This window comes from Desulfofundulus thermocisternus DSM 10259 (genome assembly GCF_000686645.1).
GTDB classification, from domain to species: Bacteria; Bacillota; Desulfotomaculia; order Desulfotomaculales; family Desulfovirgulaceae; genus Desulfofundulus; species Desulfofundulus australicus.
Genome location: NZ_JMLG01000008.1, coordinates 62,316 through 77,268, shown reverse-complemented (window position 1 = coordinate 77,268; position 14,953 = coordinate 62,316). Strand labels below are relative to the sequence as shown.

At 56.3% G+C, this 14,953-nt stretch carries 10 protein-coding genes; all 10 read right to left on the bottom strand.

Features of this window, described 5'->3' with window-relative positions; translation table 11 throughout:
- Positions 1-6: 6 nt before the first annotated feature.
- Positions 7-1,431 carry a stalk domain-containing protein gene (locus BR83_RS0108435; protein WP_027356720.1) on the bottom strand — a complete coding sequence of 475 codons (1,425 nt, stop codon included), beginning with the start codon at positions 1,429-1,431 and terminating at the stop codon, positions 7-9.
- 109 nt (positions 1,432-1,540) lie between these two features.
- Positions 1,541-2,656: a FecCD family ABC transporter permease gene (locus BR83_RS0108430; protein WP_027356719.1), complete on the bottom strand. Its 1,116-nt coding sequence runs from the start codon at positions 2,654-2,656 to the stop codon at positions 1,541-1,543.
- On the bottom strand, positions 2,635-3,711 hold the full coding sequence (locus tag BR83_RS15435; protein ID WP_084327123.1) for an ABC transporter substrate-binding protein: 1,077 nt from the start codon (positions 3,709-3,711) through the stop codon (positions 2,635-2,637). The genes BR83_RS0108430 and BR83_RS15435 overlap by 22 nt, the downstream gene beginning before the upstream one ends.
- Positions 3,712-3,740: 29 nt before the next feature.
- A complete protein-coding gene (gene cobN / locus BR83_RS0108420; protein WP_027356718.1) occupies positions 3,741-7,634 on the bottom strand; it encodes a cobaltochelatase subunit CobN in 3,894 nt (1,297 codons plus the stop codon).
- Positions 7,635-7,890: 256 nt separating this feature from the next.
- Positions 7,891-8,631, bottom strand: a complete 741-nt coding sequence (locus BR83_RS0108415) for an ABC transporter permease (protein WP_084327121.1) — start codon at positions 8,629-8,631, stop codon at positions 7,891-7,893.
- Entirely contained in the window at positions 8,624-9,463 is an 840-nt protein-coding gene (locus tag BR83_RS0108410; protein WP_027356716.1) for a daunorubicin resistance protein DrrA family ABC transporter ATP-binding protein, read from the bottom strand. Before BR83_RS0108410 ends, BR83_RS0108415 begins: the two co-directional genes overlap by 8 nt.
- 69 nt (positions 9,464-9,532) lie before the next feature.
- The gene (locus BR83_RS15430; protein WP_034634787.1) at positions 9,533-10,600 is read right to left on the bottom strand and encodes an ATP-binding protein; all 1,068 of its coding nucleotides are present in this window, start codon (positions 10,598-10,600) and stop codon (positions 9,533-9,535) included.
- A gap of 27 nt (positions 10,601-10,627) precedes the next feature.
- Complete coding sequence (locus BR83_RS0108400; protein ID WP_027356715.1) at positions 10,628-12,661, bottom strand: putative cobaltochelatase; 2,034 nt, start codon at positions 12,659-12,661, stop codon at positions 10,628-10,630.
- A gap of 34 nt (positions 12,662-12,695) precedes the next feature.
- The gene (locus BR83_RS0108395; RefSeq protein WP_027356714.1) at positions 12,696-13,130 is read right to left on the bottom strand and encodes a DUF3842 family protein; all 435 of its coding nucleotides are present in this window, start codon (positions 13,128-13,130) and stop codon (positions 12,696-12,698) included.
- A 450-nt stretch (positions 13,131-13,580) separates the two neighbouring features.
- The gene (locus tag BR83_RS15425; protein WP_162164755.1) at positions 13,581-14,885 is read right to left on the bottom strand and encodes an outer membrane protein assembly factor BamB family protein; all 1,305 of its coding nucleotides are present in this window, start codon (positions 14,883-14,885) and stop codon (positions 13,581-13,583) included.
- Positions 14,886-14,953: the final 68 nt, after the last annotated feature.

Here is a 14,953-nt window from a genome sequence, read left to right as displayed (position 1 = left end):
AAACCTTTATTTGGCCGGATAAGCATAAGCCCCTTTAAGCTCTATGCCGTGAAACTTTTTGAGCATCTCTTTGTGGATCGCCTCCGGGTCGACATCCCGGAAGAGCTCCGGGTAAATCCATTTGGCGAAGTAGGCCAGGCCGACGATCGCCCGCGGACCGGTATAAATCTCGCTGGAAAGCATATAAACTTTCCCCTGCTGTACGGCGGTAATTTTGTTCCAGCCAGGGCGGCGCATCATTTCGGCGTGCTTCATTTTCATCGCGTCCGCATTCTCCCCGTAACCGCTGGGAACGCTGGTACTGCACGCTTTAATGATTACCTGCGGGTTCTGGGCCACCACCCACTCCGCGTTCACCTTCGGGTAGGGCTGCCGCAGCGCCGCGCAGATGTTCCTCCCCCCAACGCAGTCCAGCATCTGGGCGCCGCCGGAGCCGGGGGCCGCGGCGGAATAGTCCGTATAGCCCTCGAGGTAGACCCGCGGCCGCTTGTTAAGCGGGATGTTCTTCGTCCGTTCCTTAAAAAGCTTCTGGTACTTCTCGAAGTAGGCAAGGTACGCTGCCGCCTCCTTCTGGCGGTTGAGGATAGTCCCCAGGGTGCGGATGTCCTGTGCCATGGTATCGATATTGTAACAGTCGAGAAGCACCACGGGTATGCCCGCCCGCTCAATCTGGGCAATAATTTCCGGCTTCAAGAATCCGCCGTAGCCGAAGACCACATCTGGTTTCAGCGCCAGGATCTTCTCCACGCTCGGAGTGAATGCCTTACCCACCTTCACTTTACGTTTTACCACGGGCGGAAAGTCGGCGGTGTCCGCGACGCCAACAATTCTTTTCTCCTCCCCGAGGGCATAGATGAGCTCGGTGACGTCGGAGTTCACCGAGACGACCCGCTGCGGCGGGCAGGGAACGCGGACCGTGCGGCCGTGGGAGTCCTTGATGGTAATCCGCTTTGGCGGCGCAGGAGCGCTCCCGCTACCGGCACTACCGCTACCGGTAACAATAATCACTGTGCGTTTCGTCTCGTTCCAGTCCACTTTGGCGCCCAACGACTCGCCGATAAAGCGCAGGGGGACCATTGTCCGCCCGCTCAGTATCTTACCCGGCACATCGAGCGTAACGGGCTTGCCGTTCACGTAGGCCGTCCTCTGGTCGATAACCAGCTTAATGGTGGTGCCGCCCTTTATCCCGGTAACGGTGCGGGTTCTATCGTCCCACTCAACCCGGGCCCCAAGGGCTTCAAAGATGGCCCGGAGAGGCACCAGCGTGCGACCCTGTTCGGTCACTGGCGGCGCATCGCAGGAAAGCCTCTCGCCATCAATTGTGATGGCGATCGCCGACGCCTCCGCCGACAAAATACCTTTCCCACCCAGTAAGGCAAAAATAAACGCCATCAAGAACCAGAGAAGCACCACTTTCTTGCTCTTTAGCATCAAAGACCCTCCTTATCAGCCCCGGAAAAAAACTACGCTCACAACTTCCCTCACATTTTTTAAAACTTAAAACTTTAACGTGTAACTTCTAACTTCCCACCTCTACTTCTCACCCCCACCACTGCCGCTTTTTCTTGATTAGGAGGTAGATGAAAAAGGGAGAGCCCATCAGGGCGGTGATAATCCCTACCGGAATTTCCGTCGGCGCAATGATGGTCCGCGCCAGGGTATCGGCCAGAAGCAGGAGCACCGCTCCCATCAGGCAGGAGCAGGGGATCAAAAACCGGTTGTCGCTGCCCACAAGCATCCGGCAGATGTGCGGCCCCACCAGGCAGACAAACCCGATGATGCCGGTGAAGGCCACCGTAGCCGCAGCAGCAAGGGTAGCCAGAGTCAGGGTATAAACCCTCAGGCGCCCTACATTTATCCCCAAGCTTGCCGCCACCTCCTCCCCGGCCCCCAGGACGTTGAGATCCCAGGCGTACAGGAGCAGTCCGGCCATACAGAACAGCACCACCGGAGTAAGCAGCATCACAGTCTGCCAGTCCGCCCCCCAGAAGCCGCCCATCAGCCAGACGACGAGTTCCTTTAAGGCATCGTTATTGGAAATGTATTTTAAAAGCGATACCCCTGCCTGGAAGAGATAGCCCACGGCCACCCCGCCCAGAACCAGCGTTTCGGGCGCCATGCCCTTGAACCGGGCCAGGGAGAAAGCCAGGAGTGTGGTCAACCCCCCGAAGATGAAGGCGTTGGTAACGATGAGCCAGCGCGATACGTCAAGATAGTTCCCGCCCACCAGGCCCGTCCCCAGCACGATGGCCAGGGCCGCCCCAAAGGCCGCGCCGCTGGAAAGCCCCATCGTGTAGGGCGAGACCAGGGGGTTGCGCAGCACCCCCTGCATCACCGCTCCGGCCCCGGCCAGGCTCATCCCGGTGATGGTGGCCAGCAGAATGCGGGGGAGGCGGATCTCCCAGACCACCGTCTCGGCCAGATCACTTTCCAGGGTTACCGGCACACCCAGATGGGAAAGAATTACCCGCCAGACGTCCGCCACACTTATCCCGGCAGCTCCCACCGCGGTAGCCACCAGGGCAGTAGCACCGGTTAAGCCGAGCAAAACACCGACCAGGAGGATTTTCCGGCCGATGTGGCGGGAATATGCCGTTTTAATAGCACTTATATCTGCCCCCGGACCGGGGCCACCTACTTCGACGGGTAAACCCATACGCCTTTAAGCTCCTCCCCGTAGAACTTCTTGAGCATCTCCCGGTGCACCGCCTCCGGGTCTATATCTTTAAAGAGCTCCGGATGCAGCCACTTGGCGACGTAGTATTCGCCCGCCGCCCCGCGGGGCGCACAGGTAATGAGATCCGAAATCAGGTAGACCCGGCCATGCTTTACAGCGTTCGTATTTTTAAGGCCCGGGCGGGACATGAGCTGACGGCGGAGTTCCTCCAGTTTTTCAGTATCCTTTACTGTCCAGCCGGAGAGTTCACGCCCGACATATTTAATAATCACGTCCGGATTCTTAGCTGCCACCCATTCCGGATTGACCACGGGGTTAGCCACTCCCAGTTCGGCAGCAATATTGATCCCGCCGGCCCACTCAATTAGCGGCTGCAATCCTGAACCAGGACCACCTGTTTTCCAGTCACCGTAAGAATACTCCCAGTATACCTTTGGCTTTTGCCCGGAGCCCAGTTCTTCTGTCCGTTCCCGGACTGTCCGCCACTGCTTCTCAATGTAAGCTGCAAAGGCATTGGCCCGTTCCTGACAGTTAAAAACCAGGCCCAGCGTCCGAATTTCCCTGGTTAAAATTTCTGTTTTGTAGCCATAAATTTTCAGGACGGGAATTCCGGCATTTAGAAGCTGATCCCTTTGAGGGGATTTCAGAAAAGCTTCGATGACCAGGTCCGGCTTGAGTGCGATAATCTTTTCCACGCTGGGGGTAAAAGAACTTCCTGCATCTTCAACTCCCAGAACATATTCCGGCCACCCATTCTTTTTGGTGGATTCATCAACCGCGATCACCGCTTTTTCTACTCCCAGAGCCTTTACTATCTCCGCCGGATAAGCACCCAGAACCACCACCCGCCCGGGCGGGCAGGGAACTGTAACTTCGCGTTCCTCAATTTGCCCATCAGGGTTAATCAGCTGCTCTTTAACGGTCACCTCTTGCCTGGAAGACCCGCCCTGGCTGGAAGTACAGCCACTGCCCAGAATAGCTACCACCAGCAGTACCGCTACCGTTGCAGGCAACCACTTCTTCCCCCAAATCATTGGCTACCCTTTCCCCCCCGAAAGCAAAACTAACTCCCCAGCTTAGCCTTGATTTCCCGCATCTTGGCTCCCCAGTCGGCCACCTCCTCGGCGGTGAGGATGTCGATGGCGCCGCCCTGGAAGTCGCCCTTGATGTCGCCCATTCGCTCCTCCAGCCAGCCTTCGATCTCCAGGTAGTGTTCTTTCAATCCTTCCAGCACTTCGGGATCGGCATTCCACAGGCCCCGCTGGTGGGCCTCCAGCAACCGGCGGGCGATTTCTTCCAGCGCCCAGGGGTTGTGTTCTTCAAAGAAACGGCGGTTTTCTTCGTCCAGGATAAAGGTCCTGGTGATGTCGTCGAAGATCCAGTCGTCCACTTCCTGCGTGGTGGCTTCCCAGCCGTAGACCCGGCCAATACGTTTGGAAATGTCCCCGGCGCCTTTATAACCGTGCCGCTTCTGCCCCTCGATCCACTTCGGGTTCAAAAGCTTCGTCCGGACCACCCGCCGGATCTCATCGGCCAGGGTGCGTACTTCCACATGCTCCGGTTCCCTGGTATCGCCGTAGTAGGTCCTCACCTCTTTGCCGGAGGCCACCCGGGCGGCGGCAGTCATCCCGCCGTGGGTGCCGAAGTAGCAGCAGCAACCAAAGAGGTCGTACTCGTCGGTAACCACCTTGTTGTAGGTTACATCCACCGTCTTCAGGCTGGCCTGCAACTGGCGGAAGGCCTCCTGGCCAAAGACGCCCTTGCCGTAGGCGTAGCCATTCCAGTAGATAAAGATATCGGCCAGGTCCTTCTCTTCTTTCCAGGCCGAGGCGTAAACGGCCAGGTTTACCCCGGCCATGTAGGTGCCGGGCTTCGAGGCAAAGATGCGTAAAGTGGCGTCCCGCCAGGCCTGCGGGTCGTTCTGCCCGTCCAGCCGGGCCAGGGTGTGCTTGCGGACGTAGTTCTGCTCCGGCGGCTCGTCCAGGGCGGCCACGGTCTGAATGGCCTCATCTAAAAGCTCCACGCAGTTGGGGAAGTTGTCCCGGGTAATGCCGGATACCCGCACGGTCAGGTCAATGCGGGGGCGTCCCAGTTCTTCCAGCGGGATTACTTCGATACCCGCCACCCGACCGTTGGGCAGCCACCGGGGACGCACGCCCAAAAGGTAGAACATCTGCCCCAGGCCTTCGCCGTCGGCCCACATGATGTCGTTGCACATCCAGTAAAGGGCAATGTTTTCCGGATAGCGGCCTTCATCAGCCAGGTGTTTTTCCAGAATTTTTTCCGCCAGGCGCCTTCCCACTTCCCAGGCCGCCCGGGTGGGCACCCGGTGGGGATCCAGGGAATAGAAGTTGCGGCCAGTAGGCAGTATATCGTCCCTGCCGCGGGTGATCAGCCCCGAGGGACCGGCCGGAATGTATCTCCCCTCAAAACCGGCCAGCAGCGATTCGATCTCCTCTGAAGCCTCAATACGCTCGTTCAAATCCAGCACCCGTGGTAAAAGGGCGTTTACTTCCGGCAAAGCCTCGGGGCAGAGAAACTTATCCCCCAGGACCTCTTGAGCAAAACCCGGATCCACTTCCTGTCCCTTTAAGAACCGGCCAATAAAGGCTTTAGCCGCAGCATCAATTTCTTCCAGGAGAGCACCATAGGACTTGCCGTAACGAGTCGAGAACCTTCCCTGGTCGGCCAAAAGCCCGGCCAGATCCAGATTCATGAGGCCGGCCACGGCCCGGCGCAAAGAGACCTTTTCCCCGGCGTCAAAGCGCAGGATGGAGTTGATGAATTCCACCCGCCGCTCTCCTTCCGGTATCTCGCCGAAGATGTGCTGCCCGTCCTGGATCTGCGTATTGCGGATGGTGGAAAGCACGGCATGGGCTTTTTCGGCAATGACGGAAAAATTGTCATGGCCGCCTTCCACGGGAATCTGCTTGTCCAGGTTGGTCTTTTTGATTTCTTCAATAATTAAATGCTCCAGAGTATGGGCCCGGGCCGGGTCGGCCACCCTGGCTTTTTCGTATTCCTCCAGGTAGCGCTCCAGCCCGGCCAGCTCGTCGTAGAGACCACCCCCGGTCATCACCGTCTGCATGTGGTCCACCAGGGTGGCATAGCTCCTCCTTTTGGCAATGGTGCCCTCCGGCGGGTTATCCGCGTTGTAGATGTAAAGGTGAGGGAGGGATCCGATGGCTAAATCCGGGTAACACTCGCCGGAGAGTCCCACGCCCTTGCCGGGCAGAAATTCCAGGTTGCCGTGGGTGCCTACATGAACGATCACATCCACGCCAAAGTCCCGCTCCAGGTAGCGGTAGGTGGCCAGGTACTGGTGCGGCGGCGGGATGTCCGGGTCGTGCAGGATTTTACAGACCTGCCCGTCGCAGCGGGCACCGGCACAGCCCCGCTTCGGCTGCACGCATACCACAGCGTTGCCATATTGAACTCCGGTAATGACGATTTTCCCTTCGTGGACCATGGCCGCGGGTACGCCGTTTTTGGCTTCTCCAGGCGGGGCACCCCAGGCTTCAGTAAGCCGTTCCTTCACCCGCAGAGATAAATGATCATACCATTGCCGGTATTCTTCCACGGGCATGAGCTTTAACGCCCCGCCCTTGCTGATAATTTCATCAGTGGTAGTCCAGCGGAATTCCGAGATGGCCTTCCGGTTCATAATGGCGTCAATTAACTCTTTGCCGCTGGCAGGAACTTCCACGGAATAACCCGTTTCCTTCATACGGCGCAAAATCCTGGCCACGCTCTCCAGGGTGTCCAGGTTGGCTCCACCGCCCACCGTGGCTTCCACCGAGGCACATGGGTTGTTGTGCAGGATAAACGCCACTTTTCGCTCCTGCACCGGCTTTTGCGCCAGTTCAACCCACCTGGCCACTCTTTCTACCAGGTGCCGGCAGCGCTCTTCCACCGGCACGCGGATTTCCAGCTCTCCTTCACGCCTGGCTCCGGCAATGAAAATCGGCTCGATGACCCCTTCAAACTCGGGTAGAGCTACACACCAGGCAATGTCCCGGTTTAAACCCTGGGGATCTTCTGCCCATTCCTCCACCGTGCGGTAAAAGGAGGTTACCGGCTGGAAGACGGGCACGCCCAGCCGCTGTAAGAGGGTCACTCCTGAAGAGGCCACATCCTCGCGCAGGAAGTCATCGGTTCGGGTGCGGGCTTCCAAAAAGAAGGAGAGCAGTTTAACCAAAGCGTTGATCCGGGGCCGTCCCCCGGAGTCGAAGAAATACTCCCTGACCACTTCTCCGGAACCCCTGGTGCCCAATTCGGCATCTTTCAGGGAATAGCAAAAAGCAGGAATTACCTTTAATCCTTTTTCTTCCATCAAACGAATTAATAGGTCCTCTACAGCCAGGTTGCCGTTTACCCAGTTGTTGCGGGCAAAGAGCAGGCCCACGGTGGGAGCGGAAGCGACCAATGATTGGGGCCAACCGGCTTGACTGAGGTATGTCTCGTACCAGGACAGGTAATCTTCCACCGTAGCAAAACAACCAGAAGCGGCCGGGTGGTAAATACCCTCCCAGGGGAAGGTAAGCGGCTCGCTGTACTCCAGCCGTTCACCCAGAACTTCGACAGCCAGATACCGGAGCATGTGGGCAAAGTTTTCTTTGCCGCCCTGAACTATATATGTGTAGCATTTGGAAACCACATCCGGCCCCACTGTTGAAAGGACCCACAAAGCCGGATCATGGGCCACGCAAACCACGGGCCTGGCCAGTCGTTTTACCGTCTTTTCCAGTTCATCCCAGACAATTTCTGCCGCTGAACGGTAAAGGAAAATCAGGTCGGCCCGGGCCATGTCCTCGAGGGCTTCAGTGAGATCTTCCTTACCCTCATCTAAAAAGCGGGCCGAGTAAACCTTAACCTCCAGCTCGTCCCTGACCAGCTCTGCGGCCCGCCGCATAGTGGTGGTGTGGCTGTGCCACATCACGGCGGCAATTTTTTTCATGAAACCACCCCCTGTCCATAAAATAAAAAGCCACGAAGACAATAACCCTCCTTCGTAAAGGAAAGTTCCGCCTTCGTGGCTTATTGCTTAAAATTTTAAGTTTTCAAGAGCAGTTAGTTTTATTTAATTAATTTTCCCTGTGGCGACTTCAGTCGCCTTCTTCTCTGCCAGGGTTATTCAACATAAAATGCAAATTTCCTCTCTTCACTTTTCTGCTCAAATGTATTTTTTAAGGTATTTTTTTCGCAGGGTAAGGCTATCTGACCCTCTTCACCACCATTACGCCAGCAACAAATAAGACCACCGCGTACCCCACCAGCACTGCCAGGGATACGGGCAGAAGCCCGTCCCCGCGGGCCAGGGCACGTAAGGCATGGCTGGCGTGGGTTAAGGGCAGCACCTCTATTATGTACGCTACAGCCCCGGGCAGGCGGTCGGGGGAAAAGAAAGTACCGCATAAAAAGGACATGGGCAAAATAACAAAAGTAGCAAAGTTGGCCATATCCTCGTGGGAGTTGATGGTCATGGCCGCCACCACTCCCAGGGCGGCAAAGAGAAAACAGGTGAGGATGACCACCAGGAAAAACCACCCATTTATAGCAAGGTGGGCTCCAAACACAAAAGCCAGGGCCAGAATGATCAGAGAAGCAACCAGCCCGCGCACGGTGCCCGCCAGCACTTTGCCCAGCACAAAAGCACCGGCGCCGATGGGAGCAATCAGGTATTCCTCTAAGGTTTTGTGGTACAGGCGGCTCATATTCAGGGAAACGCCCACGGCGTTAAAACTGGTATTCATGGCCGAAAGGGCGATAATCCCGGGCACTACAAATTCCAGATAGTTGCCCCCATTCATTTGAATCCCCCGGCCCAGCCCCCAGCCAAAGGCCACCAGATATAAAAGGGGGCTGACCAGCCGGGAAGCAAAGAATTTAACAAAGGTGCGCCTGAAAACCACCATTTCCCGCCAGAATACGGTGTAGAAATCGATCTCAATCACCCACCTTACGCCCGGTTAGCTCGACGAAAACATCTTCCAGGTTGGCTTCCCGGATTAAAACATTTCCATCCAGCTGGCCGGCATAGGCCAGGGCCCTATCACGGCTGGGAAAAAGTTTATAACCGGTATCCTTACCTCCAAAAGATTCCACCACCACTTCTCCTACCTTTTGCTTTAATTCCCGGGGTGTCCCCAGGGCAATCAACAGGCCTTTATCCATAATGCCCACACGGTGGCAGAGAACTTCTGCTTCTTCAATGTAATGGGTGGTTAAAAGGACAGTCATGCCTTCATTGTTCATACGCCGGATTAAGTCCCAGATCTTGCGGCGGGTCTGGGGGTCCAGACCCACGGTAGGTTCGTCTAAGAAAAGAACTTTTGGGTTGTGCATCAATGCCCGGGCAATCATCAACCGGCGTTTCATGCCGCCGGAAAATTTGTTCACCAGATCCCCTGCCCGCTCCCGGAGTTCCACGTAGTCCAGGAGTTCCTCGATTCTCTCCTGCCGGCGGGAAGCAGGAATCCTGTGCAGGCGCCCGTGCAGTTCCAGATTTTCCCGGGCGGTCAACTCCTGGTCCAGGTTCATATGCTGGGGCACCACGCCGATTTCCTTTTTAACCCTGTCCAGATCCCGCATAACGTCATAGCCATTGATTAAAGCCGTGCCGCCGGTAGGTTTGGTGAGCATGGTCAACATCCTTATAGTGGTAGTCTTACCGGCACCGTTGGGACCGAGCAGGGCAAAGATCTCCCCTTTCTTAATATGCAGGTCCAGGCCGGCTACAGCGATAATGTTTCCGTAATGTTTGGTCAACTGGCGAAGCTCAATCACTCTGTAAACCTCCGGCTCAATATCACTGCGCGTAAAAACCGGTGCACCCTCCCTGCCCACGCCGTCATATTACCGGTGGCTGTGGCCGTGGTGATGATCGTGAAAATGGCGGGCTTTTTGTCCACCCATGATCACCTGCAGTTTCTCCCGGTCGATATCCATTTCCTGGAATGGCTTGCGACGCATGCGGTGGAGCAGGGCCAGGTTCACCGAACTGTGCACATCATCGCGGGTAACCTCCGTCCGGCCGGCCAGGGCGGCCATGGTTTTGGCCGCCTTCATCATCACCAGGTCGGCCCGGTGGCCGTCCACACCCATTTCAATGGCTATCTTTGCGATCAGATAAAGCATTTCCTCCGGGATTTCTACTTCCGGCAGCAGTTTTTTAGCCGCCACGATTTGCCGGCGTAACTTTTCCTCTTCCCCCTCCCACTGCCTGGAAAACCCTTCGGGATCTTCTTCAAAAGCAGCCCGGCGCCTGATTACCTCCACCCGCAGCTCCGGGTCCATAATACCGGTGATATGTACACAAAGGCCGAAACGGTCCAGCAACTGGGGCCGCAGTTCACCTTCCTCCGGATTCATGGTGCCCACCAGAATAAATTGTGCCGGGTGGGTGAAGGAAACCCCTTCCCGCTCCACAGTGTTTACTCCCATAGCTGCGGAATCCAGCAACACATCGACCACGTGATCGTCTAAAAGGTTTACCTCATCCACATAAAGAATACCCCGGTTGGCCTGGGCCAGAACACCCGGTTCGAAGTGCTTTTCTCCCTTTTTGATGGCCTGCTCAATGTCCAGCGTCCCCACCACCCGGTCTTCAGTGGCTGATACGGGCAGGTCCACCACCCGCATTTTTCGCCTGGCCCGGGGCAGTTCCTCGCCCGCGGCAAGGCGTTGCCGGCAGTCCATACACATGGTGGTGATATCATCGGGGTCACAGCTAAAGGGGCAGTCGGCAACCACATCAATCTCCGGTAATAATGCCGCCAGAGCCCGTACGGCGGTGGATTTGGCGGTGCCCTTTTCACCCCGGATGAGAATACCAGATAGTTTGGGGTTGACAGCATTTAACAACAAGCCTTTTTTCATTTCCTCCTGCCCGACAATGGCTGAAAAAGGGTAGATATATTTCATCTTCCCATCTCCTGTATTTTAGAATTCTTAAATTATTTCCCGCACTGCCTGAACCAGGATATCGGCCTTTAAATCGTCTATTTTGTAATATTCCGCCCCCAGGGCAAAAGCCAGCTCCCGGGCCAGGCCAAAGGTAATAAAACCATCTTTTTCTACATCGATGACTAAAGTTTTAATTCGCTCTTCTTCCCGGATTATCTCTGCTACCCGGCGGACCTCAGCCAAAGGCTTATCCTGCCCCATGCTGACATTCGCCCGCCCATCGGAGATAAGAATCAAAAGAGGCGATATGTTCGGGTCCTTGTACAGGTGGGCCCTGGCTACTTCATAAGCCCTGTACAGCCCGGCGGAAAGCGGGGTCTTCCCGCCGGTGGGCAGTTCTTCCAGCAGCTTATAACCCATCTCCACGCTACCGGTGGGCGGCAGCAAAACTTCTGCCGTATCCCCCTTAAAGGCCACCAGACCGATTTTATCCCGCTTCTGATAGGCATCCATCAAAAGGGAGAGAATCGCACCCTTGGTTTCCACCATACGCTGCTGCGCCCCCATGGAGCCGCTTGCATCGACGACGAAAAGCAAAAAGTTCCCGATGCGCTTTTCCCGCACTTTTTCCCGGATGTCTGCCGGTGTAAGCGCCACAGCCAGGCCATTCTTTTCTCGATAAACCTGATAGGGGGCCGCCGCCCTTATGGTGGCGTCAAAGGCCAGATCGTTGTTTTTGCGCTGCATGGTACTGCGCACATATCGCCCGGCCCGGGTGGCTGTCCTGGTGCGGGAACGGCGCCCGGAGCCTTTGCGCAACAGACGGTCCCGGTCATAAGTAATGCGCCGGACCGGAAAGGGCTGCCCCACGGCAAAGACCACATCCTGCGCAGCTGCGGGAGGAGCGGAAGCCTGATCCGGCTCATCCTGTGTGGACGACTCCTGGTCCCGCGATTCCTGTTGTTCTGCCAGCCGGCTATCTTCAAAAGGTTCCCCGGCCGGGGCCTCTTCGCTTTGTTCCGGGTTTTGTTCCTGATGATCTTCCTCTTGCGGCGGTTCCGGTTCCTCTTGAGGCGGTTCCGGCTGCTCCGGAGGCGGCGGAGGAGCTTCCCTCGCCCGGTGTAGGAGAACCAGCTCTGCCGCTTCCAGGATGTCATTTTCGGTTACCTCTATCCGGCCGTCGAAGGCGGCAATAGTCCGGGCAGCAGCGGCCATGACAATATCGGCCCGGTGCCCGGCCGCCAGGGCTTCCATGCTCAAACGGGCAGCCAGGTGTAACAGATTCTCCGGGATGGTAACCCGGGGGAGCATAGCACGGGCGGCAATGATTTTCTCCCTTAACCTTTGTTCTTCAGGCGCCCAGCAGGCCAGAAAACCCATTGGATCCGCATCAAAGGCCTCCCGGCGGCGGATGATTTCCACCCGTTGCTCCGGGTCGTCCACCCCCTCAATTTGCACACAAAGGCCGAAACGGTCCAGCAGCTGGGGCCGCAGTTCTCCCTCCTCCGGGTTCATGGTGCCCACCAGGACAAACTCCGCCGGGTGGGTGTATGAGATGCCTTCCCTTTCCACCACATTCACGCCCATAGCCGCCGCATCCAGTAAAACATCCACAATATGATCATCCAGCAGGTTGACCTCATCTACGTAGATGATTCCCCGGTTGGCCCGGGCAAGCACCCCGGGCTCGAAACGGGGCCGGCCGTGCTTGATGGCGTATTCAAAGTCCAGGCTGCCCACCACCCGGTCCTCGGTGGCCGAAACAGGCAGATCAATGACCTGCACCCGGCGACTGGTTTTTTCCAGCTTCTGGCCGGCCGCCAACCGTTCTCTACACCCGGGACAAAGGCAAGCAAGGTCATTGGGATCGCAGTTAAAGGGACATCCTACCACCACTTCAATCTCCGGCAACAGGGCAGCCAGTGCCCGCACGGCGGTGGACTTGGCCGTACCCTTTTCCCCGCGGATGATGATTCCCCCCAGGCGGGGGTTAATTGCATTCAAGATCAACCCTTTTTTCATTTTTTCCTGGCCGACAATGGCCGTAAAGGGGTATGTTACCCGCTGAAAAACCGACATTAATGGACCCCCCATGTGAAGATAAACAGCGGCTTTAACCCTGTCCCGCGCACCTGGCGGCCATTATAGTCTTCACCCGTTCTACCAGAAAATCAATTAAATGGGGCAGCGGCTCGGCAACCACCCCCACTATCTCTACATTGGAGCGATTCAGGTGTAAAAGAATTTTTCTCGCCGGGCTTTTAGCCACCGCTTCGGCCATGGCGGGGGTAAATTCCCCCAGCATGCTGTGGGGCATCAATAAGGAAATGGTTCCCACAATAATGTCCACCTTATCCGCATTATAAATAACGGCATTTTCACCGCTGGCTGCATCATTGGCTCCGGCCTTGAGCATCAGAGCCGCCGCCATGGCGTTGGTACCCAGGGCAATGATTTCCACCTCATCCCCGGGCAGGACCTTGCGTAACTTTTCCACAATAACCCGCCCGATACCCCCGCCCTGTCCGTCAATTACCGCAATACGCATAACTTTTTGTTCCTCCGGCTTAAAAAAGAAATGGGCGGCATGTGGGGGTGACCGCTCCCCACATGCCAGGACGAAAGGAGGTGGGCATACAGGGTTGACCAGGCCACTGTATACCCTTCAGGAAGGGGCCAGACCTGTTTACCGGGGATCCCGTCCGGCAAACAGGCACAGGGTTAAAGCTAACGCCAAGGTTTAGCTCGGAACCCCCCAAGTCAATTGCGGCTGATGCCGCACTGCCTGCCCCGGGCAGGCAAAAATAAGAAAACCATGAAAGCCTGCCCTCCTCCCTGGAGGAAAACAGCACCTTCATGGTTGCCTGTAATCTAAGTCTTAAATTCGTCTTAAATTCGGCTAACAACTCAGTGCCCGACGATTTCTAAAGCCAGGCGGCTTCTGCCGCCCTTTAATGTTTCCCATTAACATTTCCATGAAAGTTATTCGCCATCAGTTTTAAAGTTCCTGCTGCCCCTGCAAATTTTTTATCCCCAATTTTGCTCCCTTCCTTTTCAGGGTAAAAATCAAAGCCAGGCCGGCAATGGCGGCCCCAGCACCGGTAAACAGCAATAATGGAGTATTCAATGTTCCGGTCCCCTCTAATTTCAGCAACAAAATCTCACTCCCGGCGCCTTTTTCCATCCCCTTTCTCCCGCCCACAACATACCCGCCGTCTGTTGACTGCAGGATGCTGTAGCCGCTGTTGCATCCGGCGCCGGCGATGGTCTTCTCCCAGACAGGATCGCCGTTTTTGTCTGTTTTCACCACCCAGGTATCATAGCCGCCCCCGGCGGATTCTTTTTTACCCGCCAGGATATACCCGCCATCCCCGGTCTTGCGGACGGCATAAGCTGAACCGGCGCTCTGGCCCCCGTAAGTTTTCTCCCAGAGCAAATTTCCATCAGGGTCAACCCCGACCAGATAAGGTACCAGAATCCCGCCCTGCCCGCTGGTGATCTCCTTCTCGCCGGCAATCACATAGCCACCACCTGTGGAGGGAGCCAGGGACCAGCCGTAATCCGACCCCCTGCCACCGTATGTTTTCTGCCAGATCAGCCGTCCATTTCTGTCCGTTCGCAGCAGGTATACATCGGGATTTCCGTTACCAAAGGATTCAGCATTACCGGCTACAAGATAACCGCCGTCATCCATTTCCAGCACGGCATAACCGCAATCGGAACCCTTACCGCCGTATGTTTTTTCCCAGAGCTTCTGGCCGGAAGAATCCAGCTTGATCAGGTAGACGTCATATATGCCCGCGCCAAAGGACTCCGTACCCCCGGCCAGGATGAAGCCACCGTCTTTTGTCTGCTGCACGGACCAGGCATAGTCACAATACCGGCCGCCGAAGTTCCGTTCCCACAAGGGCTCGCCCTTTTCATCCGTCCGCACCACATAAACATCGTGGTCATAGCCGTTTCTGGATTTCGTATCTCCAACAATGATAAAACCGCCGCCGCGGACTTCCTGTACACAGTAACCGCAGCTATAACCATTGCCCCTGTATGTTTTTTGCCACAGCCTGTTTCCCTTACGATCATAACGGGCAAGGAAAACATCAGAACCTTCTTCCCCGGACTTGATCCAGCCGGTACAAACATATCCTGCGTCCCCTGTCTGGACCACACAGCGGGCCTCTCCTTTGTCTGGAGTACAGGACCACTCTACCGCCGGAGCCTGCCCGGGAGCTGCTTCTACCTGCCCGGGAAAAATTAATCCTGCGGCGGCCAGGCAAAAGGGCAGTAAGAGCAGGAAAAACAAAAACGGCCTTCTCATTAACAAAGCATTCTACCCTCCTTATCAATATCCCAGATACCGGCAACTACTCT